Annotated in this window: 27 protein-coding genes; 8 read left to right on the forward strand and 19 right to left on the reverse strand. The window is 69.0% G+C overall.

The features are described from left to right. Both H5J31_RS16740 and H5J31_RS16745 read right to left on the reverse strand, forming a co-directional pair. On the reverse strand, positions 1-830 hold an 830-nt coding region (locus H5J31_RS16740), incomplete at its 3' end, for an AfsR/SARP family transcriptional regulator (RefSeq protein ID WP_181773508.1). Positions 831-913: 83 nt separating this feature from the next. Then, positions 914-1,633 carry a DJ-1/PfpI family protein gene (locus tag H5J31_RS16745; RefSeq protein WP_181773509.1) on the reverse strand — a complete coding sequence of 240 codons (720 nt, stop codon included), beginning with the start codon at positions 1,631-1,633 and terminating at the stop codon, positions 914-916. A 98-nt stretch (positions 1,634-1,731) separates the two neighbouring features. Here H5J31_RS16745 and H5J31_RS16750 point away from each other — a divergent pair, with 98 nt between their 5' ends. From H5J31_RS16750 to H5J31_RS16760, 3 genes are all read left to right on the forward strand, one after another. After that, positions 1,732-2,709, forward strand: a complete 978-nt coding sequence (locus H5J31_RS16750; RefSeq protein ID WP_181773510.1) for a GlxA family transcriptional regulator — start codon at positions 1,732-1,734, stop codon at positions 2,707-2,709. 42 nt (positions 2,710-2,751) lie between these two features. After that, on the forward strand, positions 2,752-4,197 hold the full coding sequence (locus H5J31_RS16755) for a YibE/F family protein (protein ID WP_181773511.1): 1,446 nt from the start codon (positions 2,752-2,754) through the stop codon (positions 4,195-4,197). A gap of 82 nt (positions 4,198-4,279) precedes the next feature. After that, on the forward strand, positions 4,280-4,552 hold the full coding sequence (locus H5J31_RS16760) for a hypothetical protein (RefSeq protein ID WP_328701515.1): 273 nt from the start codon (positions 4,280-4,282) through the stop codon (positions 4,550-4,552). A 93-nt stretch (positions 4,553-4,645) separates the two neighbouring features. Here the strand turns inward: H5J31_RS16760 and H5J31_RS16765 are convergent, their stop codons facing one another. After that, entirely contained in the window at positions 4,646-5,302 is a 657-nt protein-coding gene (locus H5J31_RS16765) for a hypothetical protein (protein ID WP_181773512.1), read from the reverse strand. Further along, positions 5,302-5,910, reverse strand: coding sequence for an MBL fold metallo-hydrolase (locus tag H5J31_RS16770; RefSeq protein ID WP_181773513.1), 609 nt, complete (start codon positions 5,908-5,910; stop codon positions 5,302-5,304). The genes H5J31_RS16765 and H5J31_RS16770 overlap by 1 nt, the downstream gene beginning before the upstream one ends. 155 nt (positions 5,911-6,065) lie before the next feature. Between H5J31_RS16770 and H5J31_RS16775 the strand changes: the two genes are divergently transcribed. Together H5J31_RS16775 and H5J31_RS16780 are read left to right on the forward strand one after the other, a co-directional pair. After that, positions 6,066-6,923 carry a peptidylprolyl isomerase gene (locus tag H5J31_RS16775; protein ID WP_181773514.1) on the forward strand — a complete coding sequence of 286 codons (858 nt, stop codon included), beginning with the start codon at positions 6,066-6,068 and terminating at the stop codon, positions 6,921-6,923. Between the two features lie 379 nt (positions 6,924-7,302). Continuing rightward, positions 7,303-8,118 (forward strand): LysM peptidoglycan-binding domain-containing protein, encoded by an 816-nt coding sequence (locus H5J31_RS16780; protein WP_181773515.1) that lies wholly within the window; start codon positions 7,303-7,305, stop codon positions 8,116-8,118. Here H5J31_RS16780 and H5J31_RS16785 read toward each other — a convergent pair whose 3' ends face one another. Next, positions 8,119-8,898 carry an enoyl-CoA hydratase-related protein gene (locus H5J31_RS16785; RefSeq protein ID WP_181773516.1) on the reverse strand — a complete coding sequence of 260 codons (780 nt, stop codon included), beginning with the start codon at positions 8,896-8,898 and terminating at the stop codon, positions 8,119-8,121. Positions 8,899-9,037: 139 nt separating this feature from the next. Here H5J31_RS16785 and H5J31_RS16790 point away from each other — a divergent pair, with 139 nt between their 5' ends. Next, positions 9,038-10,906, forward strand: coding sequence for a PPC domain-containing protein (locus H5J31_RS16790; protein WP_181773517.1), 1,869 nt, complete (start codon positions 9,038-9,040; stop codon positions 10,904-10,906). Here H5J31_RS16790 and H5J31_RS16795 read toward each other — a convergent pair. The 8 genes from H5J31_RS16795 to ruvC all read right to left on the reverse strand — a co-directional run bounded on the left by H5J31_RS16795 (position 10,882) and on the right by ruvC (position 19,869). Further along, positions 10,882-13,221, reverse strand: a complete 2,340-nt coding sequence (locus H5J31_RS16795; protein WP_181773518.1) for a RelA/SpoT family protein — start codon at positions 13,219-13,221, stop codon at positions 10,882-10,884. The two genes, H5J31_RS16790 and H5J31_RS16795, sit on opposite strands and share 25 nt — an antisense overlap. Before the next feature lie 78 nt (positions 13,222-13,299). Continuing rightward, complete coding sequence (locus H5J31_RS16800; protein ID WP_181773519.1) at positions 13,300-13,818, reverse strand: adenine phosphoribosyltransferase; 519 nt, start codon at positions 13,816-13,818, stop codon at positions 13,300-13,302. A gap of 104 nt (positions 13,819-13,922) precedes the next feature. Continuing rightward, the gene (secF, locus tag H5J31_RS16805; protein WP_181773520.1) at positions 13,923-15,125 is read right to left on the reverse strand and encodes a protein translocase subunit SecF; all 1,203 of its coding nucleotides are present in this window, start codon (positions 15,123-15,125) and stop codon (positions 13,923-13,925) included. Further along, complete coding sequence (gene secD / locus H5J31_RS16810) at positions 15,122-16,828, reverse strand: protein translocase subunit SecD (RefSeq protein ID WP_181773521.1); 1,707 nt, start codon at positions 16,826-16,828, stop codon at positions 15,122-15,124. The genes secF and secD overlap by 4 nt, the downstream gene beginning before the upstream one ends. A 231-nt stretch (positions 16,829-17,059) precedes the next feature. Then, positions 17,060-17,458, reverse strand: coding sequence for a preprotein translocase subunit YajC (gene yajC, locus H5J31_RS16815; protein ID WP_181773522.1), 399 nt, complete (start codon positions 17,456-17,458; stop codon positions 17,060-17,062). Between the two features lie 145 nt (positions 17,459-17,603). Then, complete coding sequence (gene ruvB, locus H5J31_RS16820) at positions 17,604-18,680, reverse strand: Holliday junction branch migration DNA helicase RuvB (RefSeq protein WP_181773523.1); 1,077 nt, start codon at positions 18,678-18,680, stop codon at positions 17,604-17,606. An 8-nt stretch (positions 18,681-18,688) separates the two neighbouring features. Next, the gene (ruvA, locus tag H5J31_RS16825; RefSeq protein ID WP_181773524.1) at positions 18,689-19,288 is read right to left on the reverse strand and encodes a Holliday junction branch migration protein RuvA; all 600 of its coding nucleotides are present in this window, start codon (positions 19,286-19,288) and stop codon (positions 18,689-18,691) included. After that, the gene (gene ruvC, locus H5J31_RS16830) at positions 19,285-19,869 is read right to left on the reverse strand and encodes a crossover junction endodeoxyribonuclease RuvC (RefSeq protein ID WP_181773525.1); all 585 of its coding nucleotides are present in this window, start codon (positions 19,867-19,869) and stop codon (positions 19,285-19,287) included. The genes ruvA and ruvC overlap by 4 nt, the downstream gene beginning before the upstream one ends. A gap of 78 nt (positions 19,870-19,947) precedes the next feature. On the opposite strand from ruvC, the gene H5J31_RS16835 reads away from it, so the two are divergent. Continuing rightward, the gene (locus H5J31_RS16835) at positions 19,948-20,415 is read left to right on the forward strand and encodes a cupin domain-containing protein (RefSeq protein WP_181773526.1); all 468 of its coding nucleotides are present in this window, start codon (positions 19,948-19,950) and stop codon (positions 20,413-20,415) included. 155 nt (positions 20,416-20,570) lie between these two features. On the opposite strand, the gene H5J31_RS16840 is transcribed toward H5J31_RS16835, so the two are convergent. From H5J31_RS16840 to H5J31_RS16860, 5 genes are all read right to left on the reverse strand, one after another. Next, the gene (locus H5J31_RS16840) at positions 20,571-21,101 is read right to left on the reverse strand and encodes a DUF4262 domain-containing protein (RefSeq protein WP_181773527.1); all 531 of its coding nucleotides are present in this window, start codon (positions 21,099-21,101) and stop codon (positions 20,571-20,573) included. A gap of 67 nt (positions 21,102-21,168) precedes the next feature. After that, complete coding sequence (locus tag H5J31_RS16845) at positions 21,169-21,918, reverse strand: YebC/PmpR family DNA-binding transcriptional regulator (RefSeq protein ID WP_005159087.1); 750 nt, start codon at positions 21,916-21,918, stop codon at positions 21,169-21,171. Between the two features lie 51 nt (positions 21,919-21,969). Continuing rightward, positions 21,970-22,599: a pyridoxal 5'-phosphate synthase glutaminase subunit PdxT gene (gene pdxT / locus H5J31_RS16850; RefSeq protein WP_181773528.1), complete on the reverse strand. Its 630-nt coding sequence runs from the start codon at positions 22,597-22,599 to the stop codon at positions 21,970-21,972. 54 nt (positions 22,600-22,653) lie between these two features. Then, complete coding sequence (locus H5J31_RS16855) at positions 22,654-22,974, reverse strand: AzlD domain-containing protein (protein WP_181773529.1); 321 nt, start codon at positions 22,972-22,974, stop codon at positions 22,654-22,656. Next, on the reverse strand, positions 22,974-23,687 hold the full coding sequence (locus tag H5J31_RS16860; RefSeq protein ID WP_181773530.1) for an AzlC family ABC transporter permease: 714 nt from the start codon (positions 23,685-23,687) through the stop codon (positions 22,974-22,976). Before H5J31_RS16860 ends, H5J31_RS16855 begins: the two co-directional genes overlap by 1 nt. Before the next feature lie 68 nt (positions 23,688-23,755). Here H5J31_RS16860 and H5J31_RS16865 point away from each other — a divergent pair, with 68 nt between their 5' ends. Next, positions 23,756-24,322 (forward strand): helix-turn-helix domain-containing protein, encoded by a 567-nt coding sequence (locus H5J31_RS16865; protein ID WP_181773531.1) that lies wholly within the window; start codon positions 23,756-23,758, stop codon positions 24,320-24,322. Position 24,323: 1 nt separating this feature from the next. Here the strand turns inward: H5J31_RS16865 and H5J31_RS16870 are convergent, their stop codons facing one another. Continuing rightward, positions 24,324-25,715, reverse strand: a complete 1,392-nt coding sequence (locus H5J31_RS16870) for an APC family permease (protein ID WP_181773532.1) — start codon at positions 25,713-25,715, stop codon at positions 24,324-24,326. Between the last annotated feature and the right edge of the window lie 35 nt (positions 25,716-25,750).

Raw genomic sequence — 25,750 nt, forward strand, 5'->3', positions numbered from 1 at the left:
AGGATGTCTTTCATGCGGCAGGACGTCTTCGGGACTTCGCCAACGTCGATATCGAAGGCCGGGATCGCCGGAGGCAGCCGGCAGGGCGCGCCGCCCGCCGACCAGCCCGTTCCGGCGATCCGGCGATGGACCGCGAGCAGGTCCTCCCCCGGTGAAACCCCGGTCTGTTCCCAAAGCGCGCGACGGCACCGGTCGAGGACGGCCAGCGCCGCGTCCCGGCGGCCGAGTCCGTGCAAGGCCTCGGCCAGCCATCCGGCGAACCGTTCGTCGGCCGGACGTTCGGCCAGCTCCGGCCCCAGCCGGTCGGCGACCGCCTTGTGATCACCGGCCGCCAGTTCCAGTTCGACGAGCTTCCCGAGGACCGAACACCGCCGGTCTTCCAGCCACAGTTTGTGCGCCTCCAGCAACGGACCGGCCGGGACGTCGGCGAACGCGCGGCCACGCCAGAGCCCCAGTGCCCGTTCGAGCAGCGCCCGGCGCTCGTCCCCGGTCACCGCCGCGGCCGCCGCCGTCAGATCGAAGAAGGCGAGGACGTCCAGTTCCCCGTCCGACACCGTCAGCCGGTAGCCGCCCGGCCCCGACCGCAGCCGCTGCCGGACGTCGTCGACCGGTACTCCGGGTGACAACGCCTTGCGTAGCTTGGAAACCGCCACCTGCACCACCGCGGCGGCACTCGACGGCGGTCCCTGCGGCCAGAGTTCGTCCACGAGGGTGTCCCGGTGGACGAACTCGTTCGGGCGGGTCAGGAGCACCGCGAGCACCCGACGGGGCTGAGCCGCCGACGGTAACGGGACCGAGGCCGCGAACGGGCCGAGCACCTTGAACTCCACGAACCACCTATCACCTGGACGGGTGATCAGAATCTAACCCGGCGAAGCCCCTGAGTTACCGCTTCTCACCCGGATGGCCGCCCTCACCCGCCGGTATGAGCAAGCAGCTTGTCCCGCAAGGCGGGCTCGTTCGCCAGCGCCTCTTTCACCGTGTAGTCCAGCATCGGCTTGAGATCCCCGTACGGCCGCTTGGTCCAGTCGAGTGCGCCCTGCGGCGGCTCCGGGTCGTACTCGATGACGAACTGGATCGTCCGCGCGATCTCGGCGCCCACGAGCCGCTCGACCAGGTGCAGCGCGAGGTCGATCCCCGCCGACACCCCGGCCGCGGTGATCACGTTCCCGTCCTCGACCCAGCGCTCGGCGACCGGTTCCGCACCGAACGCGCGGAGCAGGTCACGGAACATCCAGTGCGTCGCCGCACGGCGGCCTTCGAGGAGACCGGCCTGCCCCAGCACCAGCGATCCCGTGCACACCGAGGTCACGAGTTCCGCGTTCGCCGACGCGGTCCGCACGTACTCGACCAGCTTCTCGTCGGCGAGGGCCTTCAGCGTCGGTGCGGCGCCGCCCGGGAGGAGCACCGCGTACGGCGACGGGACTTCCTCGTAGGTGTGGCTCGCCGCGAGCTTCAGCGGGTTGTCGGTGTCGATCGGCTCCTTCGTCTCACCGACCACCACCGTCCGGTACTCCGGCACCGTGCTCGCCATGCCCTCCAGCACGGTCAGCGGCCCGACCATGTCGAGCGGGGTCATTCCCGGGTACACCACGAACGCGATGGTCTTCTTGTCGTCTGGGTTCTCAGCCATGGGGCCACCGTGTCGCAGTCCGCGCCGCGCCGGGCGCCCGATGTCCGGATTCCTGCGAACAACGTCCGACGGCCGGGCGAGGCTGCTAGCGTTCGATCATGCCGGGTTCACCCAGACGAGTGTTGATCGTCGGTTACACCCATGCCGAGATGCTGGACATCGCCGGACCGTCTGACGTCCTGGACGCCGCGACCAAACTCGGTGGACGGCCGGGATACGACATCATGCTCGCCAGCGTCGACGGCCGCGGCATCCGCTGCGAGTCCGGGCTGACCTTGCAGGCACAGCACCGGCTCGACCAGATCACCGGCGAATTGGACACCCTGATCGTCGCGGGCGGCACCGGACACGAGACCGCCGCCGCCGATCCGCGGATCGTCTCCCACATCCGCAGGCTCGCGCAGAACAGCCGCCGCGTCGCGTCGGTGTGCACCGGCGCCACCGTGCTCGCCGCGTGCGGACTGCTGAACGGGCGCCGTGCCACGACCCACTGGCGGTTCGCGAACCGGCTCGCGACGAGCTACCCGCAGGTGAACGTCGACCCGGTGCCGCTGTACGTGCGCGACGGGAACGTCTACACGGCGGCGGGGGTCACCAGCGGGATCGACCTCACGCTCGCGTTCGTCGAAGAGGACCACGGCCCGAGTCTCGCCCGGGAGACCGCCCGCATGCTGGTGACCTACCTGCAGCGGCCGGGGAACCAGGCGCAGGTGAGCATGTTCCTGTCCGGGCCGCCGCCGGAGAACCGGTTGGTCCGCGACATCACCGCGTACGTCGCCGAGCATCTCGCCGGCGATCTCAGCGCCACCGTGCTCGCCGACCGGGCCGGGATCAGCACCCGGCAGCTGACCAGGCTGTTCGACGCGCACCTGAGTACGACGCCCAGCCGGTACGTCCGCGCGGCGAGGACCGAGAACGCGGCGAAACTGTTGTGCGGCACCGAACTCCCGCTGACCTCGATCGCCCGGCGATGTGGCTTCGGCTCGACGGAGACCCTTCGTCAAGCCTTCCTGGACCACTTCGACACGCCGCCGTCGGCGTATCGCCGGGTGCATCTGCGGCAGGCGTTCGGCTAGGCCGAATGCGGGCCACGATCGGCGGCTGTGGAGGATGTGCGGGTGAACCGCCGCGACATCTCCGACGACGACACCGGCCCGATTCGCCGGGTTACGGACGCTCCGTCCGACCGTTCGTCCGGAACGTCCCGTACGCCGCGCCGGACCCCGCCGGAAGGCACCCGGCGCGCGCGTCCCCCGGCCCAGCGACCGCGTCCGACCGAGCCGGGAAGACGTCGCGCCGCCGAGCCGGAAGCCGCGGCGAAGCCCGCCCCGAAACCCGAGACGAAACCCGAGTCCGTCGGCCATGGGCACGGGCACTCGCACGGCCACGGACCGGCGGCACCCGCGTCGCGTCGCGTCCGGCTGCTGCTCATGTGGCTGCTGATCCCGCTGGCCGTCGCGACCGTCGTCGGCATGATCGTGCTCTACCCGTGGGGCAAGGATCCGGCGAAAAGCGTGTTCCCCCAAGGAACTCCGGTGAACGCCACGGTCACCACGACGATCACCGGGCCCTGTCTGGCCGAAGGTCAGGTCCAGGTCGGCGAGCCGCCGCCCGACGCGAAGCCGTGTCTCACCACCGATCTGAAGATGACCGACGGCCCCGGCGTCGGGAAGCCGTTGAAGCTCACCCTCCCGATAGAGCCGAGCACTCCGCGGTTCACCACCGGCGACAAGGTGGTGTTGTCCTACAACGGCGGCGACGTCGCGAACCCGACGTCGTTCCAGATCGTCGACTTCCAGCGCGGGACGCCGTTGCTGCTGCTCGCCGGTCTGTTCGCGCTCGCGGTGATCGTGCTGGGCCGCTGGCGGGGTCTCGCCGCGCTGATCGCGCTCGGGCTGAGCTTCCTGGTGCTGGCGCTGTTCGTGCTGCCGTCGATCCTCGCCGGGGAGAGTCCGCTGCTGGTGGCGATCGCGGGTGCGGGCGCGATCATGTTCGTCGCGCTCTACCTGACGCACGGGCTGTCCGCGAGAACCTCGGTCGCGGTGCTGGGGACCCTGGTGAGCCTGGTCCTGATCGGCGTCCTGTCGGCGATCTTCTCGGCCGCGTCGTCCCTGACCGGCCTCGACGACAGCACCTCGCAGCTGATCGGCTCGCTCGGGCACGGGATCGACGCGCGGGGCCTGTTGCTGGCCGGCGTCGTGATCGGCGCGCTCGGTGTACTCGACGACGTCACGGTCACGCAGACGAGCGCGGTCTGGGAACTCCGGCGCGCGAATCCGGCCCTCGGCTGGCGCGAGCTCTACAACGCGGGCCTGCGGATCGGGCGCGACCACGTCGGCTCCGCGGTCAACACACTCGTCATGGCCTACGCGGGCGCGGCGCTGCCGGTGCTGCTGTACACGTCGCTTTCCGGCGTCGGGCTCGGCTCGATCCTCGGCGCGGAGGAGATCGCGCAGGAGATCGTGCGGACACTGGCCGGGAGCGTCGGCATCGTCGCCGCGGTGCCGGTCACCACCGTCCTGGCCGCGCTGATCGCTTCGAGGGAGCCTCAAGAGTCCCTGTAGCAACAGGCTTCCCAAAGCGCGTGCCCCACGCGCGATCACGGGCCGGAGTCGGGTACGAAGAGCCGCATCCGAGGTTCGCCGCGTGATCGGAGGGGCCATGTTCGGCGTTTTGGACGCTGTGTTCGCTATCCCCGGACAGCTGACCGCCGTCGCGCGGCGCGTGCTCGTCTCGACCTTCGAAGCCGTCGAGGCGGTCCCCCGGATCGCCGCCGCGCTCGACGACGTCCGGGCGACGCTCAAGCACTCGGAGCGGCTGGCGACCTTCGCCGCGGGCGAGTTGCCGGAGATCGTCTACCAGCTGGAAGAGATCAAGGCACGGCTGGAAAAGCTGGAAAGCCGTACCGAAGTCTCGTGAGTGGCGGATCCCGTGGGAGGTGTTGCGAAAGCCACTTTCACAACCTTCAACGTTGCGAAAGTGGCTTTCGCAACACGCGCCGCTGTGCCGTGCTCACTCCAAGGTCGCCACGAACCGGCTGACCGCTTCCATCGTGAACCGCTGGATGTACTTCCCCGAAGGCGCCGCCGAAGCCAGCCGATAGAGCGGCCGCTCGGCGGCCGCGTCCCCGCGCGCTTCCGACTTCAGCTGCGCCACCAGCAGTTCCGAGAACACCAGACCGTTCGCCTCGGTGTTGTTCATCAGCGCGTTGGCCAGTTTGCGCAGCTGCAGGATGCCGAGTTCCCGGCCGCCCGCGCCCGAATAGACGGCCAGGTCGACCTTCGCCACCTTGCGACGCTTGCCCGCGTTCACCAGGAGGCTGACCGTCCGGGTGCCGCGCACGTCGCTGATCACGAGATCGATGCGCTCGGCGTCGGTCAGCTCGATCCGCCGCATGCCCCAGGTCCGCACGAGGAGCGTGGTGCCTTCGAGCCAGACGCGGCGGCGCAGGTTGTACATCATGATGTAGACCAGCGGGATCGCGATCACCCCGGCGACGACGAGCCCGGCGATCTCACCGCCGATCAGTCCGGCGATCCCGCCGAAAGCGGCGGCGAAGATCACCACGCCGGCGATGCTGGAGCAGCCGCGCCGACGTCGGAGCTTGGGGTCGTCGTGGAACAGCGGGAGGCGCTCGGGGGTTTCCGGCGTACCGGTCGGCTCGGCCATCACGCGCCCGTCCCGGCCAGGAACGGGTTGCCCGCGCGCTCCTGCCCGATCGTGGTGGCGGGGCCGTGACCCGGGAGGACGACGGTGTCGTCGGGCAGCGTCATCACCGTGGCGCCGAGGGACCGCATCAGTTCGTCGCCTTCACCCGAAGACCGGCCGATCGAACCGGCGAACAGGCTGTCCCCGGTGAGCACGATCCGGCCGCCCTCGGCGGAGGTCAGCCCGAAGACCACCGAACCGGCGGTGTGTCCCGGTGTGCGGGACACCGTGATCTCCAGTCCGGCCAGCCGGAGCGGGCCTTCAACGAGTGGCACGATCCCGTCCTTCCGTTCCCCGGCGTCCGCGGCCGTCAGTGGCCGGTCCGCCTCGTGCAGATAGAGAGGTATTCCGTGGCGGGCGCCGACCTCGGCCGCGGAAGCGACGTGATCCGGGTGCCCGTGCGTCGCGAGCATCGCGACCGGCGTCAGCCCGTGGGCGGCCAACGCGGCCTCCAGCGGCTCGACGACGTCCTCGCCGGGGTCGACGATCACGCACTCCCCGCCGTCGGCCGGGGCGAGCAGATAGCAATTGGCTTCGAGGGGGCCTGCCGGAAACCCGACAACCAGCACGAAACGCCTCCTCGCATCTTCCACCGAACAGGTGACAGGATGGCCCTGATCACGATCAAGTAAGCGTAGCGGCCCCTGTACGGGGGCCTCACAGGCTGTGCCCATAGACTCCCGCTACTCAGACGTGTGACATCGAGTGGAAACCGGGAGGGCGGGTGCCGACCAACCAGCAGCGCCGCGAAGCCGCGAAGCGCAAGCTCGAGCGACAGATCGTGCGACGGGCCGAGAAGGCCAAGCGCCGCAGGATCGTCGGCTCGGTGGCGGTCGTCGGCGTCGTCGCGATCGTGGCGGGCGCGGTGTGGTGGATCGTCAGCAGTAACAATGGTGACGACGCCGCTTCCGACGCTTCCCCGAGCTCGGCTCCTCCGACCCCCGAGGTCACCATCCCCACCGAACGCACGCCGATGCCCAAGCGGGCGACGCCGTTGGCGAACCCGGTGGCCTGTGACTTCAAGGACGACGCCAGCAAGCAGGCCTCGAAGAAGGTGAACAAGCCGGAAGGCAAGGACGTCTCTTCGAACGGCACGGTCAACGTCGTGCTGAAGAGCACCGCGGGCGACATCCCGCTGACGCTCGACAAGGCACTCGCCCCGTGCGCGGTGCAGAGCTTCATCAGCCTCTCGCAGCAGGGCTACTTCAACGACACCAAATGCCACCGGCTCGGCACCGTCGGCCTGCAGATGCTGCAGTGCGGCGACCCCGAGGCCAGCGGTATGGGCGGTCCGGGCTACACGATGCCGGACGAGGCGTTCAAGGAGATCAAGTACGGCCGCGGCCTTCTCGCGATGGCGAAGACGCAGCAGCCGAACTCCGGCGGCAGCCAGTTCTTCATGGTCTACGGCGAAGCCGAGCTGCCCGCGGAGTACTCGGTCTTCGGCAGCATCTCCGACGAGGGCCTGAAGGTGCTCGACAAGGTCGCCAAGGCGGGCGTGAACGCGCAGGCCGGCACCGGCGACGGCACCGGCCCGCCGAACACCGAGGTCAAGTTCACCGGCGTCACGGTCAACGCCTGACCTGAAGCCGGAGATCAACGGCGCGCCCGCCGGGTCGGCAGACCCGGCGGGCGCGTTCGGCTACGGAGGTCGTGAGTGGCGATTCGTGTTCTAACCCGAATCGCCACTCACGACCAGTTTGACGCACCCGGTGCCGCGTTCTGGTCGTCTGGAGTCCGTGAAGGCCTCCTTGAGGGACTCTGGGTCCCTCAAGGAGGCCTTCACGGACCACGGTCCCGCCCCGGCAGCCGGAGGTACTTGAGACACGGTCGGCTCTGACCCGAATCGCCACTCACGACCAGCCGCACAGGTCACGACAACTTCGCCTCCTTCTCGATGACTCGAACCGACGACCGCGTTCGCACGTGTAATGAGTAGCCGTCTCCGGAAGGAAAGACCCTTGGCTGCTCAACGGGTTCGATCCAGTTTCGTCCTCGCCGTGCTGTTCAGCGGCCTTCTGGGCGGTGCGGCCCACGCGCAGGACGGGCCACCGGGCGCCGTCGTCAAGTACTTCGTGGTCCCGTACTCGGCGAATCCCGACGAGAACACGCTGTTCCGGATCGCGGAACAGACGCTGGGCGCGGGATCGCGCTACCAGGAGATCTTCCGCCTCAACGAGGGCAGGCTCCGGCCGGACGGCACCGCGTTCACGAATCCGTCCTCGATCCAGCCGGGCCAGGTCCTGCAACTCCCGGACGACGCGCGCGGCGCGCTCAACGGCCCGCTGCCCGCCGGGCAGACGCCCGCTCCCGCCGCTCCCCCGCCGCGACCCGCACAAGCCGTCACGCCGGCCGCCAGCGCGCCGTCAGGCAGTCTCGTGGCGTCCTTGGCGACGGGGATCGGCGGAGTGCTGCTGGGTCTCCTCGGCGGGCTAAGGATGCGGCGCGCCTGGACCCGGCGTGGGGCTCCCGCACCTGAGCCCGAACCGCCGACGGAACCCGTGATCAAGCCGGTCGACGACGAATTCCCGCCCAGCACCGGCACCCTGGACCTGCCCGCCAGGCATCGGCTGGAGGAGACCGGGCCGATCCAGGACTGGGTACCGCTTCCGGAGGTTCCCGGCAGGCACTCGTACTTCTTCCTGAGCATGGCCGACACCCAGCTGATCGCCGCCATCCATCCGGACGCCCGGATCAACTTCACGGTGATGACCGCTCCCCTGCCGAAACCGGTGGTCATCGACATGCCGGACGAAGGCGCGGTACGGAACTCGTGATCAGCGGTAGGTGAACTTCGGCGGGCGACGCGCGAGGAAGGCGGCGACGCCCTCGGCGTAGTCCTCGCCGTGCAGGGCGCCGAGCCGGATCTCGTCCACCTCGGCGTCGGATTCCTCTTGTCCCGCGACGATCTTTTCGATGATCCGGTTCATCCCCCGCACCGACGCCTGCGATCGGGACGTCAGGGTCTCGACGAACTTCGCCGTCGACGTCTCCAGCTCACCGGCCGGGAAGACGTCGTTGAGCAGCCCGATCTCCCGCGCCCGTCCGGCGTCGACGAGTTCACCCGACAGCAGGAAATACTTCGCGTTCGCCGGGCCGACCAGCGAGACCAGCTGCCGCGTCGAGTCGAAGTGGTAGACGATGCCGAGCTTCGCCGGGGTGATGCCGAACCGGGAGCCCTCGGCCGCGAACCGGAAATCGCAGGCGACCGAGATCTGGCAGCCGCCGCCGATGCAGTTCCCCTGGATCATCGCGACCGTCGGCTTCCGCAGCCCGGTCAGCGCGGCCACCGCGCCCTCGACGGCCTTGTCGTAGGTCTCGGCCGCGTCGGCGGTGGACCGCAGCTCCTGGAACTCGCTGATGTCCGCGCCCGCCGAGAAATGCGAGCCGGCGCCGGTCAGCACGAGGACCTTGATCGCCGGGTCCGCCTCCACCTTCGCCACCACGTCCGGGATCGCCGACCACATCCCGTAGGTGATGGCGTTCATCTTCTCCGGCCTGGTGAAAGTCAGCCGCGCGACGTCGCCGTCGTGGGCGAACTCGAACCCGTCAGTCATGTCCGCACCCTAGAGGCGCGCCTCCACCGGAACCAGCCGAATGTGGTCAAGACGGTCGAACACGTTCTCGCCTCAAAGGCGGCTGGCAGCGGCTTCCGTCTGTGGTTTCCTGGTCGTCCAACGAGCAAGGGGGAACTCGATGGCGAAACGCGTATTCGGAATTCTCGCGGTCACTCTGCTCACGTCGGCCTTGCTGAGCGGGCAGGCCACGGCGGCACCCGACCGGATCCAGCCCGACCCGCTGCTGATGTTCCCGCGAAGACCGGCGGACACCGACTGGGCGGCGGTCCTGAAAACCCGGGAAGCGAAGCGCGCGGCGCGATCCCTGGCGGCCGCGCCAAACCCCTTGCCGTACAACGAAAAAGAACCCGCCGGAACCAGCGGCGGCAACGATACCCTCGCCAAGGCCGAGTACATCGCCGGATTCGGCACCCGGCGTGCCGAGAACCCGAAGGTCCGGCTGACCGGCGACCTCAGGCCGGACCCGTCGATCCCCTCCGAGCCCCCCGCGGCCGAGCCCAACGACGCCCTAGGCCAGGCGAGGGACACCGGCGTCGGCGCCACCCGCCGGGCGGTCCGCACCAGCGGCGTCATCGGCGACGGACCCTACGGCAGCGCCGGGGACGGCACGGGCGACTTCGACTTCTACCGGCTGAGCGCGGGAGCCACTCCCGTGACGTTCTCCGCGCGGACCCTGACACCGACCGGCGACCTCGACACGTTCCTCGCGCTGTTCGACAAGGACGGTCTGTGGGCGCTCAACGACAACGCGGGCGGCTCCACCGACTCCGCGCTCTCGTTCACCATCCCGCCGGGCCGCGAGTACTTCCTCATGGTGGGCTCCGGGCCATCCGGCCGGCCCAGTGATCCGAAAACACCCGGCACCGGTGGCGGTGTCCTGACCGAAGGCCCGTACACGCTGACGATCACCAGCGGCAATAGCGGCGGCGACCTCGACTACTACTCGTTCGACCTGCGCGCCGGTGACGTCCTCGGCGCGTCGGTCGCGGGCGGCGGGACCAGGATCGCGGTGTACGATCCGGCCGGACGCGAGGTGTTCGGCTCCTCGCAGGACGCCTCCTCCCTTTTCGCCACGACCTCGCCGATGCCCGGCGGCGGCAACGCCGTGCTCGACTTCGTAGCACCGAAGGAAGGGCGATACCATCTCGGTGTCGAAGCGGGCGAAGGCGCATACGACATCAAACTCGAAGCATTCCGCCCCGGCACGGAGACCGCCCCGCGCGGCGACGTACACACGATCTTCCTGGACTTCGACGGCGCCAGGGTGAACACCTCCATCTACGGTATGGGCGGCGGAATCCGCGATCTCTCCCCGCTTTCCGCCTTCCTGCCGCGCTGGCGCCTCACCGCCCGCGACGAACGCGCGCTGACCGACGCGATCATCGCCACGGTCAAGGAAAACCTCGAGCGCGACCTGATCGCCAAGGGCACCAACCCGCGGTTCGCCCTACGCGTCCTCAACAGCCGGGACCACGCCGATCCGTGGGGACGACCGAACGTCAGCCGCGTCGTGGTCGGCGGCACCATCCTGGAATCGGGTATCCAGACGATCGGCATCGCGCAGTCCATCGACGCCGGGAACTTCGGCAAGGAGGAGACCGCGCTGGTACTGCTGGACGAGATCAGCTCGCCGGCCGGTCCGGTCTGGTCGCTCAACACCTACCTCGGGCCGGGCAGCGACAAGATCGCGTTCCTCGGCCGCGCGGTCGGCAACATCACCAGCCACGAGGCCGGGCACATGTCGGGCAGCTGGCATACGAGCCTCGCCAACGCGGTCCCCGGCATCATGGACCCCGGCGGGGATCCGGCCGTGATGTTCGCGGTCGGTCCCGACGGCCGCGGCGGCACGGCCGACGATCCGGACCTCGACCTGGTCGAGGAAGAGCTCAGCCCGGCCGAAGGCTTCACCGGGATCGAGGACACCGTCAACCGCAGCGCCTGGGCCTTCGTCCGCGGAACCGGTCAGGACGCCGAAGTCACCCGGTAGACGTCGTAGACGCCCTCGACACCTCGGACCACCTTCAGCACGTGGCCGAGGTGCTTCGGGTCGCCCATCTCGAACGAGAACCGGCTGACCGCGACCCTGTCCCGCGACGTCGTCACGGAGGCGGACAGGATGTTGACCTTCTCGTCCGCCAGGACCTTGGTGACGTCGGAGAGCAGGCGGTGCCTGTCGAGCGCCTCGACCTGGATCGCGACGAGGAAGACCGACGACGCCGAGGGCGCCCATTCGACCTCGACCAGCCGCTCGGGCTGGGCTGTCAGGTCGTCGGCGTTGGTGCAGTCGGTGCGGTGCACGCTGACACCGCCGCCGCGCGTGACGAAACCGAGGATCTCGTCGCCCGGCACCGGTGTACAGCAGCGGGCGAGCTTGGCCCAGACGTCGCTGGCGCCCTTCACCACGACGCCGACGTCGTTCGAGCCGCGGCGGCGAGTGACGGTGGACGGCGTCGCACGTTCGGCGAGCTCCTCCTCCGCCTCGTCAACCCCGCCGATGAGCGCGACCAGCCGCTGGACGACGTGTTTCGCGCTGGTGTGGCCCTCGCCGACGGCCGCGTAGAGCGAGCTGATGTCGGGGTGCCGCAGTTCGGTGGCGACAGCACCCATGGACTCGGCGGAGACCAGCCGCTGGATCGGGAGGCCGACCTTGCGGACCTCCTTGGTGATGGCCTCCTTGCCGCCTTCGATCGCCTCGTCGCGGCGTTCCTTGGCGAACCACTGACGGATCTTCGCTCGCGCCTTGGGCGAACCGGCGAACTGCAGCCAGTCGCGGCTCGGTCCGGCGGTCTCGGCCTTCGAGGTGAAGATCTCGATGACCTCGCCGTTCTCGAGCTTGCGCTCGAGGGCCACCAGCCTGCCGTTGACGCGGGCACCGATGCAGCGGTGGCCGACCTCGGTGTGCACGGCGTAGGCGAAGTCGACCGGGGTCGAATCGACCGGCAGCGTGATCACGTCGCCCTTGGGCGTGAACACGAAGATCTCGCGCGAAGCGAGTTCGTAGCGCAGTGATTCGAGGAAGTCGCCGGGGTCCGCCGCCTCGCGCTGCCAGTCGAGGAGCTGGCGCATCCACGCCATCTCGTCGACGTCCATCGCGTTCGCGCCGTTGCCGCTGTGGGTGCCCTTGGTCTCCTTGTACCGCCAGTGCGCCGCGATGCCGTACTCGGCGGTGCGGTGCATCTCGTAGGTGCGGATCTGGACTTCCAGGGGCTTGCCGTCCGGCCCGATCACCGTGGTGTGCAGTGACTGGTAGACGCCGAACCGCGGCTGCGCGATGTAGTCCTTGAACCGGCCGGGGACCGGCTGCCACAGCGCGTGGACGACACCCATCGCGGCGTAGCAGTCGCGGACGTCCTCGACCAGGATCCGCACGCCCACCAGGTCGTGGATGTCGTCGAGGTCGCGGCCGCGGACGATCATCTTCTGGTGGATCGAGTAGTAGTGCTTCGGCCGTCCCTCGACCTTCGCGGTGATCCGCGAGCCTTCGAGATTGCCGGTCAGCTCGGTGATCACGGACCGCAGGTAGGTGTCGCGCGAAGGCGCGCGATCGGCCACCAGCCGGACGATCTCGTCGTACTTCTTCGGCTGCAGGATGGCGAACGCCAGATCCTCCAGCTCCCATTTGACCGTCGCCATCCCGAGCCGGTGCGCCAGCGGGGCGAGGACCTCGAGGGTTTCGCGCGCCTTGCGGGCCTGCTTTTCCGGCGGCAGGAACCGCATCGTGCGCATGTTGTGCAGGCGGTCGGCCAGCTTGATGACCAGCACGCGCGGGTCGCGCGCCATCGCGATGACCATCTTGCGGATGGTCTCGGCCTCGGCGGCCGTACCCAGCTTGACCTTGTCCAGTTTGGTGACGCCGTCGACCAGCTCGCCGACCTTCTCGCCGAAGTCGGCCTTCAGGCTCTCCAACGAGAACCCGGTGTCCTCGACGGTGTCGTGCAGCAGGGCCGCGACCAACGTCGTGGTGTCCATGCCGAGTTCGGCGAGGATCGTCGCGACGGCGAGCGGATGCGTGATGTACGGGTCGCCGGATTTGCGGCGCTGCTCCCGGTGGAGTTCCTCGGCGACGTCGTACGCGCGCTGCAGCAGGCCGAGATCGGCGTTGGGGTGCAGCTCGCGGTGGATGACGGCGAGCGGTTCGAGGACCTGTTTGACCGGCGCGGCGCGCTGCGCGGTGATCCGGCGGGCGAGGCGGGCACGGACCCGGCGCGTCGCGGACGGCGTCGGGGCGGCGCCTTGTCGGGAAGCACCGTTCTGCTCGGTGCCGTCCTTCGAGGACACCGCGGCATCGAGCTCTTGGCTCACCCGCACCTCCTGCGCTTCGTGCGGCCTTCGGATGTCAAGGGTAACCGCTCGCCCTCACGCCACACTTGGTACGCCCGGTCAACACACCCGGAGGGCCTCCACACGGCGCCCCCCGAGCACGGAACGACCATCGAGCGCGGCCAGTTCCATGACCACCGAAACGCCGGTGACCTGCGCCTTCGCGTCTTCCAAGAGCTTACAGGTGGCCGCGACCGTCCCGCCGGTCGCGAGAACGTCGTCGAGGACCGCGACACGCTGGCCCGGCTCGACGATGCCTTCGGGCAGTTCGACGGTCGCCGTGCCGTATTCCAGCGCGTAATCGACCCGGCCCGCGACCCGGGGCAGCTTGCCGGGCTTGCGGATCAACGCGACACCGAGACCACGCGAGTAGCCGACGGCGGCGGCGAGCAGGAATCCACGCGCCTCCACACCGGCGAGCAGATCGACGTCGGGCCCCACGGTGGCGGCGAGCGCGTCGGTGACGGCCTTGAAGCCGGCGGCGTCGGCGAACATCGGGCTCAGGTCCCGGAACAGCACGCCGGGCTCCGGGAAGTCCGGCACCTCGGCGATCAGGTCGAGTGCCTTGTCCAGCTCCATGACTTCCCTGCTCTCGTTGCTTACGGCGGCTTCCCGAACGCCATGAACGGCCCGTTACTTGCGAATTTTGCAAGTAACGGGCCGTTCATGGCACTTGAAGCCGGTTACCTCTTGCGCTTGCCCTGCGGACGGCCCTTGTGGGCTTTCTGGTTCCGGGCCGGGACGCTCGCCGCGGCCGCGTACGCCTTCTCCTTGCGGAGTTCGGCTTCCAGCGCGTCCTCGTCGTTCGGGTCGAAGTCGTCGTCGCGCTGGGCGGCCTTACGGGCCTGGTTCGCGCGCCGCGAAGCGACCCGCTCGGCCTGCTGACGGAACTTCGGGTCGCGCATCTTGAAGTCCACGAGCAGCGGGGTGGCCAGCGCGACCGAGGACAGCACACCGACGATGGTGCCGGTGAGCTGCACCAGCGCGAGGTCCTGCAGCGTGCCGGAGCCGAGCAGGATGTACCCGACCACGAGCAGACCGAGAATCGGCAGCATCGCGATCAGCGCGGTGTTGAACGACCGCATCAGCGTCTGGTTCAGCGCCAGGTTGGCCGCCTCGCCGAAGGTACGGCGGGTGAGTCCGAGCAGGCCGCGCGTGTTCTCGCGGACCTTGTCGAACACCACCACCGTGTCGTACAGCGAGAAGCCGAGGATGGTCAGCAGACCGATCACCGTCGCCGGCGTGACCTCGAAGCCGACCAGCGAGTACACACCCGCGGTTACCACGATGTCGTGCAGCAGCGAGATCAGTGCCGCGGCGGCCATCCTGGTGTCGAAGTACAACGCCAGGAACAGCGTGACCGCCAGGAGGAAGACCCCGAGCGCGATCAGCGCCTGCCGCGAGATCTCCCCGCCCCAGGACGCGCTCACCGCGCTGTCACTGATCGCCTGGACACTCGGCTGACCGTTGGTCCCGATCGGGCCGAGGTCCTGGAACAGCGCCTGCTTGATCTTGGCGACCTCGGCCGCGTCCAGCGTGTCCGAACGGAGCTGGATGGTCGACGAAACGCCGCTGCCGACCTTCTGCGCCTCGTCGGCCGGACGGCCGAGGGCCTCGGCGAAGACGTCCTTGGCCTGCTGCTCGGAGATCTGACCGTTCTTGCCGTTGGCCGGCATCTGGATCTGGGTGCCGCCTTCGAAGTCGATCCCGAAGTTGAACCCCTTGATCCCCATCGAGGCGATGCAGACCAGCACCAGCGCGCCGAAGAAGATGTACCAGCGTTTGCGCTTGCCGACCACGTCGAACGCGCCGGTGCCCACGTAGAGGCGGCGGAAGATGCTCTCGCGCTTGCTCTCGGAGGTGTTCTTTTCGTCGACCACGGTCACGCCTCCTTGACGTTCGGGCGACCGGGGGCGGGACGGGCCGCCTTGCGCTCCGAGCCCAGCTGCTGCACGGCACCGAGGCCGAGGTTCTTGGGGTTGGACAGGAACTTCGACTTCGACCGGGACACCATCGCGACCAGCGGATGCGTCACGAGGTAGACCACGACGAGGTCGAGCACGGTCGACATGCCGAGGGTGAACGCGAAGCCCTTCACGTCACCGACGGCCAGCCAGTACAGGATGGCCGCGGCGAGGAAGCTGACCGCGTCCGACGCCAGGATCGTGCGCTGGGCACGGGACCAGCCGCGCGGCACCGCGGAACGGAACGTCCTGCCTTCTCGGATTTCGTCCTTTAGTCGTTCGAAGTAAATGACGAACGAGTCCGCGGTGATACCGATCGCGATGATCAAACCGGCCACGCCGGCGAGGTCGAGGGTGTACCCGATCCACCGCCCCAGCAGCACCAACACCGCGTAGACCAGCGAGAACGCCAAGACGAGCGACAAGATCGTCAGGACGCCGAGCAGCCGGTAGTAGAACAGGCAGTAGATGAAGACGATCAGCAGGCCGATACCGCCGGCGATCAGACCCGCCTGTAGCGACGCGAGACCCAGCGTCGCGGACACCGTCGTCGCGTCCGAGGATTCGAACGACAGCGGCAGCGAGCCGTACTTCAGGACGTCCGCCAGGTCCTTCGCGGTGGACTGGTTGAACTTGCCGGTGATCTGGGTCTGGCCACCGAGGATCGCCGACTGGATGTTCGGCGCGGAGACGACCTGGGTGTCGAGGACGAACGCGGCCTGCTTCTGGATGTTCTTCGAGGTGAAGTCGCCCCAGATCCGGGAGCCCTCGCTCTTGAAGTTGAGGTTGACGACCCACTGGGAGTTCTGGGTGTCGTAACCCGAGGAGGCGTCGGAGATCTCCGTTCCGGGGAGGAACTCCGGCTCCAGCAGGTACTTCATCGTGTTGTTGTCACCGCAGGCGACCAGCGGCTTGTCGGTGAGGTCGTTGCCGACCAGCGGGTCCGACACCTTGGGGTCGCAGTTGAGGGCTCCGAAGGCCTTCTCGGCGGCCGCGGCCTGCTTCGCCTGGTCCGTCGAAAGCAGATCGGGGTTCTGCCGGAGGTTCCGGGCGTCCTCGATCTCCTTCTTGGTCTTCTCGTCGGAGTCGTCCGGCTGCTGCTGTTGCGGCGCGGCGGCGGCGCCACCGCCACCGTTGGCCGGGCTGCTCGGCGGCGCGCTCGCGCCGGGGGCACCCGACGAAGTGGGCGGCGTCGACGAAGGCGCGCCGGACGTGGGCGGGGTCGACGGCTGCTGGACCGGGGTCACCGGCTGCGACGTCACGACCTTGCGGAAGCCCAGCTTCGCGGTCTTGCCGAGGGTCTTGGCCTGGTCGCCCTGCTCACCGGGGACGGTGATCACGACGTTGCTGCCGTCGAGGACCACCTCGGTGCCGCCGACGCCGATGCCGTTGACCCGGCGCTCGATGATCGAGCGGGCCTGTTCGAGGGACTCTCGCGGAGGGTCGCCGCCGTCGGGATTACGGGCGGAAAGGGTGACCCTCGTGCCGCCTTGCAGATCGATGCCGAGCTTCGGCGTCGGCTTGCCGCTACCGGTGAAGAACACCAGGGCGTACAGCGCCACCACGATCAGGGCGAAGAAGGCGAGATAGCGTCCCGGGCGGAGATGCCCGGCCGGTGCGGCCACTGTGCTTCGGTCTCCTCGGACGGACTGGGTTTTCCCCAATGGACTTGGCTGTTCATCGCCGGACGGGAGCCCGGCGATACCGCGAACATGCCTCGATGACGGTGCCCGGTGAACGGGCACGACTATGACGACGGACACGCACGCAGCACCGAGACACTACTCGGTGCTGCGTGAGCCCGGCGTTGCCCCCGCACCTACGAAAGTCTGGTGTCGGGGATGGCCTTACAGGCGCTACTTCTTGCCGTGCTCCAGCGGAGGAGCGATCTGCGCGCCGGTCTTCTCCTCGACGCGCTCGTCGTCCTTCGACTCGACGACCGGCTCCTCGATGACCTCGTCGGTCTCGATGACGTCTTCGTCGGTCTCGACGACCGGCTCGACCTTTTCGCGGACGGCCTGGCGCAGCCAGGTGGTCACGACGCCGGGGGCGATTTCGAGGTCGATCGTGGTGTCGGCGGAGGCGTCGGCGACAGACGCGTAGAGACCGGAGGTGGTCATCACCCGGTCACCGGGAGCAAGGCTCGAGAGCAGCTCCTGCTGCGCTGCCGCCGCCTTCTTCTGCTTACGGGTGCCCATGACGAGCGGGATCGCCACAACGAGCATCAGGAGCAGCGGCAGCAATAACTGGTTCATGACTCTCCATTTCGAGCGGACGCCGCGCGGTGCGCTGTTTTGTCCGATTTGGCGGGGTGTGCTCTACCCGAGTGTGCCAGGTGCCAGCGGAAACTCCACCACCACCCGTCACCACCACGGGCCTCGGACCGCGTGAACGGTCCGGTCAGTCCTGGTCGAACAGGGTCGGGCCACCCTGATCACCGCGGGTGGCACCGGCCGGGGCCGGCAGGCCGAGGTGTTCCCACGCGGCCGCTGTGGCGACCCGGCCGCGAGGAGTGCGGGCGAGCATACCGGCGCGGACCAGGTACGGCTCACACACCTCTTCCACGGTAGTCGGTTCTTCGCCCACCGCGACGGCCAGTGTCGACACGCCGACCGGGCCGCCGCCGAACGACCGGACCAGCGCGGTCAGCACCGCGCGGTCGAGCCTGTCGAGGCCGAGTTCGTCGACGTCGTAGACCTTCAGCGCGGCGCGCGCGATCTCGCGCGTGACCTTGCCGTCCGCGCGGACCTCGGCGTAGTCGCGCACCCGTCGCAGCAGCCGGTTCGCGATCCGGGGTGTGCCGCGGGACCGGCGGGCGATCTCCGAGCAGCCGTCCCGGTCGATGTCGACCTCGAGGATGGTGGCGGCCCGGCGCACGACGAGTTCGAGTTCGCTGTCGGTGTAGAACTCCATCTGGCCGGTGAAGCCGAAGCGGTCGCGCAACGGACCGGTCAGCGCGCCGGACCGTGTCGTGGCTCCGACCAGGGTGAACGGCGCGATCTCCAGCGGGATGCTGGTCGCGCCGGGCCCCTTGCCGACGACGACGTCGACGCGGAAGTCCTCCATCGCGAGGTACAGCATTTCCTCGGCGGGGCGGGCGATGCGGTGGATCTCGTCGATGAACAGGACGTCGCCGGGCGCCAGGTTCGAGAGCATCGCGGCGAGGTCTCCCGCGCGTTCCAGCGCAGGCCCCGAAGTGATCCGGATGGCGGCGTTGAGTTCGGCGGCGACGATCATCGCCATACTCGTCTTGCCCAGTCCCGGCGGGCCGGAGAGCAGGACGTGGTCCGGCGGGACGCCGCGCCGCCGCGCGCTCTCCAGGACGAGTTCGAGCTGCTCGCGCACCCGCGGCTGCCCGACGAACTCGTCGAGCTTGCGCGGGCGGAGCGTGGTTTCGACCTCGCGTTCGCCGGTCTGCGGCAGCGCCGAGAGCGTCTCGTCGTCGGCCTCGAAATCCGTCACGGCCTCATAGTCCATGTGGTGCGCTACCGCTTACGGCCGAGGGTGGCCAACGAGGAGCGCAGCACCGAGGCGGTCGTGTGGCCTTCGCCTTCGGAAAGCACCTTGTCGACGGCCTGTTCCGCCTGCTTGGCCGGGAAACCGAGGCCGGCGAGCGCTTCGACCACCTCGCCGCGCAGGGCACCGGGGGCGGTGACCGCCGGGGAGCCGTCGGTCGGGCCGCCGAGGGCGGTGACCTTGTCGCGCAGTTCGAGCGTGAGCCGCTCGGCGCCCTTGCGGCCGATGCCGGGCACCTGGGTGAGCACGGTGATGTTGCCTTCGACCAGCGCGGACCGCAGTTTGTCCGGGTCCAGCACCGCCAGCGTCGCCAGCGCGAGACGCGGGCCGATCCCGGAGACCGTCTGCAGCAGGCCGAACAGTTCGCGCGCGTCGGCGTCGGCGAAACCGAACAGCGTCAAGGAATCCTCGCGGACCACGAGCGCGGTGTGCAGCATCGCCTCGTCACCGCGGCGAAGTGTCGAGAGGGTGGCGGGAGTGGCCTGCACGGCGAAACCGACTCCCCCGACCTCGATCACCACGTGGTCGAGACCGATGGCAAGGATTTGACCGCGTACCGAGGAGATCATCGTGCCGCTCCCTGCGCTTTCGCTTCTTTGGCCGCGGCGGCGAGCCTGGCCTTGTGGTTCTTGGCGATCTCGGCCGCCCGGGCCTCGGCTTCGGCGAGCCGGACCCGCATCGGTTCGCGCCACAGATGGCAGATCGCGAGCGCGAGGGCGTCCGCGGCGTCCGCCGGATGCGGTTTGACCTCGAGGCCGAGCAGGCGCATGACCATACCGGTGACCTGCGCCTTGTCCGCGCGGCCGGAGCCGGTGACGGCCGCCTTGACCTCGCTCGGCGTATGGAACACGACCGGCAGTCCGCGCCGGGCTGCGGCGAGCGCGACGACACCACCCGCCTGCGCGGTGCCCATCGCGGTGCGCACGTTGTGCTGCGCGAAGACCCGTTCGACGGCGACGGCCTCGGGCTTGTACCGGTCGAGCCAGCGCTCGACCGCGTCGGAGATCCCCAGCAGGCGCACGGAAAGATCGGCGTCCGGTGAGGTCCGCACGACGTCGACCGCCACGGCGCGCACCGTGCGGCCCGTGCCGCCGTCGACCACTCCGAGACCACACCTGGTCAGACCGGGGTCGACCCCGAGTACCCGCACACTTTTCCCTTCGGCCGTTTCACGAACATCAGTTCGAGCCTGAGGCTACCCGGAGCGACCTCCAGGCAAGATGAGGACATGCCGAGCTCCGACGACTTCACCGCCCATCTGGGTCTCCAGCCGCTTCCCGTCGAAGGTGGCCGCTGGGCACAGAGCTGGCGCGACGAGACCGCTTCGGCGATCTACTACCTGCTGGCGCCGCCGGAAACCTCCGCGCCGCACCGGCTCGACCGGCTGGAGATCTACTTCCACCACGCGGGCGCCCCGGTGCGGATGCTCCTGCTGTTCCCGGACGGGCGGATCGCCCGGCCGATACTGGGCCCGGACGTCGCGGCCGGTCACCGTCCGCAGGTGGTGGTGCCCGCCGGGGTCTGGCAGGCGTCGGTGAGCGACGGCGAGTGGAGCCTGGTCGGGACCGTCGTGGTGCCGCCTTATACGGACGAGTGCGTCGAGTTCCGTTCCGCCGCGGCGTTGGCCGCGGAGTGGCCGGAGGCGGCCGGCGATCTGGCTTTCGTGAGCGGCGGGCTGCCAGGTGGTCGTGAGTGATAGGTGTCGTTAGAACGACCCGAAACACTCACGACCCCGCACCCGGGCACCCGGCCGCTCGTGGCTGAGCTGCGCGCCCCCCGGACGCTATGAACGGCCCGTTACTGGCAAATTTTGCAAGTAACGGGCCGTTCATAGCACGCGTAAGCCGTGGATCAGGGACCGTCGACGCCCGGCGTCCAGCTCTCCGGGTCGCCGGATTCGGTCAGCACCGGCTGGTGCTGGGCGAAGCCTTCGGGCGCGTCCGCGTGCCACGGGAAGTGCCCGTCCGGCGTGGCGACGATCAGTTGCAGCGCCGGGAAGTCCCCGTCCGGGTAGATCAGGAACGCGCTCCCGAAGTACTCGGGATAGTGCCCCTTCGCGACCCGTTCGAAGACCACCGGCGCACCCTCGAAGAAATCGTCGTAGCGCCTGCCGACCTCGAAGATCTCACCGTTGGCGGCACGGTCGACGTAGGCGTCGAGCAGGACCGGCCCCATATGTTCGGGCAGTCCGATCACGACCGCTTCCGCGACGTTGTGCAGTGCCCAGGCGCACGCGGTGAAGCAGAAGTTCGCTTCCTCCTCGTCGCCTTCGACCGCGATGACCGCGTTCCCTCTCGCCTGCGCCTGCGACTCGATCCACTGGATCAATTCGGTTTCTTCGGCGGTGAGGGCGTCGGCTTCGGAGGTCGTCACGGGCGACATTCTGCCCCACACGAGCGCCCGCACCTAGCCCCGGGACCGATTTTCCGCGGCATGGCGGGAAAAACGATCAGCCGACCTCGGCCATGACCTCGTCGGACACATCGAAGTTCGCGTAAACGTTCTGCACGTCGTCGCAATCCTCGAGCGCGTCGATGAGCTTGAAGACCTTCTTCGCGCCCTCGACGTCCAGCGGGACGCTGACCGTCGGCAGGAAGGTGAGGTCCGCGGACTCGTACTCGAAACCGGCTTCCTGCAAGGCTTTCCGGACCGGGACGAGGTCGGTGGCCTCGGAGACGATCTCGAAGTTCTCGTCGAGGTCGTTGACCTCTTCGGCGCCCGCGTCGAGTACGGCCATGAGGACGTCGTCCTCGGCGGCGTCACCCTTGGGCATGATCACGACGCCCTTGCGGTTGAACATGTAGGCGACCGAACCCGGGTCGGCGAGCGAGCCGTTGTTCCGGGTGAGCGCGGTCCGGACCTCCATGGCGGCGCGGTTCTTGTTGTCGGTGAGGCATTCGATCAGCACGGCCACACCGTTCGGGCCGTAGCCTTCGTAGGTGATGGTCTGCCAGTCGGCGCCGCCCGCTTCCTCACCGGCGCCGCGCTTGCGCGCGCGTTCGATGTTGTCCTGCGGGACAGAGTTCTTCTTGGCCTTCTGGATGGCGTCGTAGAGCGTCGGGTTGCCGTCCGGGTCGCCACCGCCGGTGCGTCCCGCCACCTCGATGTTCTTGATCAACCGGGCGAAGAGCTTGCCGCGCTTCGCGTCCAGGTTGGCCTTCTTGTGCTTCGTGGTGGCCCACTTGGAGTGGCCGCTCATCTCTCCTCCATCTACTCCTGTGCCCGCCGCTGAGCACAGTGTCGGTTTTGCTTAAGCCTGCCGCACGAGGTCGACGAACAGCCTGTGCACACGCTCGTCCCCCGTGAGTTCCGGGTGGAACGAGGTGGCGAGTACCGCCCCCTGCCGGACCGCGACGATCCTAGCGGCCACGTCCTCCGAGCCCGGCATTTCGGGGACAGTGGCGAGTACCTCCACCCCGTCGCCCGCTTTTTCGACCCACGGGGCGCGGATGAACACGGCGTGCACGGGGCCGCCTTCGATACCGGTGAAGTCCAGGTCGGCCTCGAACGAGTCGACCTGCCTGCCGAACGCGTTGCGCCGGACGACGACGTCGAGTCCACCGAGTTGCTGCTGGTCAGGGCGTCCGTCGAGGGCCTGTCGGGCGAGCAGGATCATGCCGGCGCAGGAGCCGAACGCGGGCAGTCCGTCCGCGATGCGCTCCCTTACCGGGTCGAGCAGTTCGAAGGTCTCGAGCAGCCTCGACATCGTGGTCGACTCGCCACCCGGCAGCACCAGACCGTCCACTTCGGACAGTTCGCTCGCACGACGCACCGGCAGCGCACGCGCACCGGCGCGCTCCACCATCGCGGCGTGCTCCCGCACGTCACCCTGCAGTGCGAGCACGCCGACCACCGGCCGTGCTCCCGTCGCGATCGCCACCCGACCTCCCGAAAGACCTTCCCCTCAGCTTAGGCGCTTCCAGGAACGTCCAGGTCAGGGGACCCCGGCGAGCCGGAGCAGGGCGGCGGTGGCGGCGGCCGCCACGACGACCACGGCGAACGGGGCCTTGCGCCAGGCGAGCACTCCCCCGACCAGGACACCGGCGGGCCGCGCGTAGCCGGCGAACTCGTGTCCCTCGGTCAGCGCGGCGACCGCGACCAGGGCGGCCAGCAGGACGACGGCCGAACGCGCCATCAGCTTCTCGGCCTTGGGCGACACCGTGATCCGGGCCTTCAGGACCGGCCCGGCGAATCGGAAGGCGAAGGTCCCGACGGCGAGCACGCCGCCGGCGATGATCAGTTCGAGCGGATCCATCAGCGCACTCCTTCGGGTTCGCGCTCGGCGGGTTCCTTCGCGGCCACTCCGGCCAGGACGCCGACCAGGGCGAGCAGGACCGGCAGCCCGGCGGGCAGGAACGGCGTCGTCGCGAGCGCGACGGCCACGCCGAGGAACACCGGAAGCCGGGCCGCGCGGTCCTTGAGCGACGGCAGGACCAGGGCGAGCAGAACCGCGGGGAAGGCCGCGTCGAGACCGAAGGCGTCGGTGTCGCTGATCGCCGTCCCGGCGTACGCCCCGGCGAGGACGCCGACGTTCCAGCACACGAACAGCCCGATCCCGCACACCCAGTACGCGGCCCGGCGACGGTCTTCGTCGCGCTGGGCCAGCGCGAACGCGACCGATTCGTCGATCATCAGGTGACTGCCGACGATCCTCGACGACCACCGCTTCCCGAGGACGTCGCCGATCGCGAGACCGAACGGCAGGTGCCGGGCGTTGGCCAAGAGACCTGCCGCGACGGCCGCGACCGGACTGCCGCCGGCGGCGATGATGCCGACGAACATGAACTGCGAAGCACCGGCGAAGACCAGCACCGAAAGCAGCATCGGCGCCCAGATCGGGAAGCCGGAGCCCACCGCGATCGCGCCGTAGGAGATGCCGACAATGGTGTCGGCGAGGCAGACCAGCCCGATGTCACGGAGGAGATCGCGCCCCAGGACACGGGTGATTGTTCGCCATATCGAACGCATAGCATCATACAATGAACGAACACCCGCGTGTTCGTCAAGGCGAACGCAACGACCGATGGAGCGAACGCATGTCCCCGACCGCGTCCGACGGCGCACCCCTGGACGTCATCGCCATGTCCCTGCGGCGGGAACGCGCCCGCACCGGACTGTCCCTCACCGAGGTCGCCAAACGCGCCGGCATCGCGAAATCCACCCTCTCCCAGCTGGAGTCGGGCACCGGGAACCCGAGCGTGGAGACGATCTGGGCGCTGTGCGTCGCGCTCGACGTCCCGTTCTCCCGGGTGGTCGAACCGGAACGCCCCCGCGTGCAGGTCATCCGCTCGGGCAGCGGGCCGACGGTGTTCGCCGAACACGCCGACTACGCGTGCACGCTGCTCAGTTCCTGCCCGCCCGGAGCCCGGCGCGATGTGTACCTGATCCGCGCCGAGCCCGGGAAACCCCGGCTTTCGGATCCGCATATGAGCGGAATCGTCGAGCACATCGTCCTCAGCGCCGGCCGGGCCAAGGTCGGACCGCAGGACGACCCGGTGGAACTGCTGCCCGGCGACTACATCTGCTACCCCGGCGATGTCCCCCATATCTTCGAGGCTCTCGAACCGGGCACCTACGGCGTCGAGATCGCCGAATACACCTGAGTCAGGAGCGCTCCTCCGCCTTCTCGTCGGTGATCTTCTCTTCGGTGACGGCGGCGAGTTTCCAGCCGCCCTTCCTCCGCAGCACGACGAGGTAGTACGAGACCGAAAGCAGAACGACGCAGGCCGTGACGATCAGGCTCGGCCGCCCGACCGCCGGGTCGAGCAGGTTCTGGTAGACGACGAACACGAGGACGGCGAGCGCGAGCACCGGCGCGACCGGGAACCACGGCATCCGGTACTTCGCGTGGGCGGTGGCCCCCGTGCGGCGGCCGATGATCGCCCCGAGGCACAACGCCGCGTATACCGCCACGATCGACGTACTCGTCACCACCAGCAGCAGTTTCGGGTCGACGAAGCAGAGCAGCGCGGCCACCAGACCGGTGCCGACGGTGGCCACCCACGGCGTCCCGAACTTCGGGTGCACCGCGGACAGCGCCCGGTTCACCGGCGACGGCCAGGCCCGGTCACGGCCGCTGCTGAACAGCATCCGTGAGCTGATCAGGACGATCGCCAGCACCGCGTTGACGATCGCGAGCGCGACGGCCAGGCCGAGCACGGTGTCGAGCGTCCCGCCACCCCGTTCCCCGATGAAGTACGAAAGCATGTTCTCCGAGGCGAACAGCGCGTTCAGGTCCGGAGCGCCCATCAGCACCGCGGTGACCGGGATCAGTTCGGCGAGCACCGTGATGCCGAGTGCGAACAGGATCGCGCGGGCGATCCCGCGGGAGGCGTCCTGGGTCTCCTCGCCGAAGTACACCGCCGAGCCGTAGCCGTTGTAGGCGAAGATCGCGACCGACGTGGCGATCGCGATCGCTCCGACCGTCGCCGGACCGCCGTCGGAGGCGACCGGATGCGCGAGCAGTTCGCTGAACGACCGCGCCGGGTTCAGCAGGCCGAGGGCGCTGACCACGATCAGCGCGAGGATCTCGATCGCCAGGAAAACGCCGGTCACCCAGGCGTTGAGCTTGATGTCGAAGATGCCGACGACGGCCGCGACCACGCAGGTCACGGCGGCGATCACCGGGCCCGGCACACCGGGCAACAGGACGCCGAGGTAGGTGCCGACGCCGAGTGCGATCACCGCGACGATGAGCACCTGCGTGATGATCATCAGGCCCAGCACGGCGAAACCGGGCAACCTGCCGAGCGTGCGGGTGACGATCGCGTACTCGCCACCCGCCAGCGGGAAGGCCGAAGCGAGTTCGGCGTAGACGAAGGCCATGAACACGCCGACGACCGCGGCGGCCACGAAGCTGTAGAAGGCGCCCGTCCCCGCGCCGGAGATCACCCCCGGCGCGATGATGAAGACCGACGAGGCGGGGCTGATCGCGGAAAGCGTGATGAGCAGCGTGCCGAGGGTGCGCAGACCGCGGCGCAAGGCGGGAGTGGACACGGCCGACCTCCTACAAGGTGGGTTCTTTGACTCTC

The organism is Amycolatopsis pittospori (assembly GCF_013870525.1).
Taxonomy (GTDB): domain Bacteria; phylum Actinomycetota; class Actinomycetes; order Mycobacteriales; family Pseudonocardiaceae; genus Amycolatopsis; species Amycolatopsis pittospori.

What these genes read in the sequence shown, in the direction of transcription:
- ruvA (WP_181773524.1), bottom strand. Translation starts at nt 19,288, where the DNA reads ATGATCTCCTCGGTACGCGGTCAAATCCTTGCCATCGGTCTCGACCAC.
- H5J31_RS16865 (WP_181773531.1), top strand. Translation starts at nt 23,756, where the DNA reads ATGTCCCCGACCGCGTCCGACGGCGCACCCCTGGACGTCATCGCCATG.
- H5J31_RS16785 (WP_181773516.1), bottom strand. Translation starts at nt 8,898, where the DNA reads ATGACTGACGGGTTCGAGTTCGCCCACGACGGCGACGTCGCGCGGCTG.
- H5J31_RS16840 (WP_181773527.1), bottom strand. Translation starts at nt 21,101, where the DNA reads ATGTCGCCCGTGACGACCTCCGAAGCCGACGCCCTCACCGCCGAAGAA.
- H5J31_RS16845 (WP_005159087.1), bottom strand. Translation starts at nt 21,918, where the DNA reads ATGAGCGGCCACTCCAAGTGGGCCACCACGAAGCACAAGAAGGCCAAC.
- yajC (WP_181773522.1), bottom strand. Translation starts at nt 17,458, where the DNA reads ATGAACCAGTTATTGCTGCCGCTGCTCCTGATGCTCGTTGTGGCGATC.
- H5J31_RS16860 (WP_181773530.1), bottom strand. Translation starts at nt 23,687, where the DNA reads ATGCGTTCGATATGGCGAACAATCACCCGTGTCCTGGGGCGCGATCTC.
- H5J31_RS16855 (WP_181773529.1), bottom strand. Translation starts at nt 22,974, where the DNA reads ATGGATCCGCTCGAACTGATCATCGCCGGCGGCGTGCTCGCCGTCGGG.
- H5J31_RS16765 (WP_181773512.1), bottom strand. Translation starts at nt 5,302, where the DNA reads ATGGCCGAGCCGACCGGTACGCCGGAAACCCCCGAGCGCCTCCCGCTG.
- H5J31_RS16835 (WP_181773526.1), top strand. Translation starts at nt 19,948, where the DNA reads ATGCCGAGCTCCGACGACTTCACCGCCCATCTGGGTCTCCAGCCGCTT.
- H5J31_RS16750 (WP_181773510.1), top strand. Translation starts at nt 1,732, where the DNA reads ATGCCGGGTTCACCCAGACGAGTGTTGATCGTCGGTTACACCCATGCC.
- H5J31_RS16745 (WP_181773509.1), bottom strand. Translation starts at nt 1,633, where the DNA reads ATGGCTGAGAACCCAGACGACAAGAAGACCATCGCGTTCGTGGTGTAC.
- H5J31_RS16790 (WP_181773517.1), top strand. Translation starts at nt 9,038, where the DNA reads ATGGCGAAACGCGTATTCGGAATTCTCGCGGTCACTCTGCTCACGTCG.
- ruvB (WP_181773523.1), bottom strand. Translation starts at nt 18,680, where the DNA reads ATGGACTATGAGGCCGTGACGGATTTCGAGGCCGACGACGAGACGCTC.
- H5J31_RS16800 (WP_181773519.1), bottom strand. Translation starts at nt 13,818, where the DNA reads ATGGAGCTGGACAAGGCACTCGACCTGATCGCCGAGGTGCCGGACTTC.